Source organism: Pseudomonas sp. FIP_A4 (genome assembly GCF_036701605.1).
GTDB lineage: Bacteria > Pseudomonadota > Gammaproteobacteria > Pseudomonadales > Pseudomonadaceae > Stutzerimonas > Stutzerimonas phenolilytica.
Map to the genome: position 1 here is coordinate 1 of NZ_JAYDXP010000072.1, position 452 is coordinate 452.

At 65.7% G+C, this 452-nt stretch carries 1 pseudogene; it reads left to right on the top strand.

Annotated features, from left to right (window positions below):
* Window positions 1-104, top strand: a pseudogene (locus tag U8L64_RS20220) (hypothetical protein); the annotation flags it as partial.
* Between the last annotated feature and the right edge of the window lie 348 nt (window positions 105-452).

The following is a 452-nucleotide window of genomic DNA, read 5'->3' on the forward strand; positions in this document are numbered from 1 at the left end:
CGGTGATCCACTCCCATGCGCGGCTGACCTACAACAAGGTCAGCGATATGCTCGAGCGGCCCAAGTCTCCCGAGGGCAAGCGGCTGAGCGAGGAGTACGCCGAGCGCCCTGCTGGAGGCCTATCCATGACGCGCAGCAGTGTGCCCTGGACGGCCTGCTCGGCGCGGGCGCCGTAGGACACGCGCTTGCCGCCGTCCAGGTACTGCTTGATCACCGGGCCGGCGTTGAGCTTCGGTCCGTGGTTGCCATCGTGTTTGTCCCGAAATCTACTACCAGACCCTGGTGAACCTGCTCGCATGCTGATCTGCCCGATCTGCCAGGCGCCGCTGAGTGCGGTCGACAATGGTGCTGACGAACGCGCGAACGATGACGCCGCCAGGGGGGTCGTAAATCAGACAGTCCGCGTCCCGGAGCCGAGACCATGCCCGCTGCCCGCCCCTGTTTGATCGCCA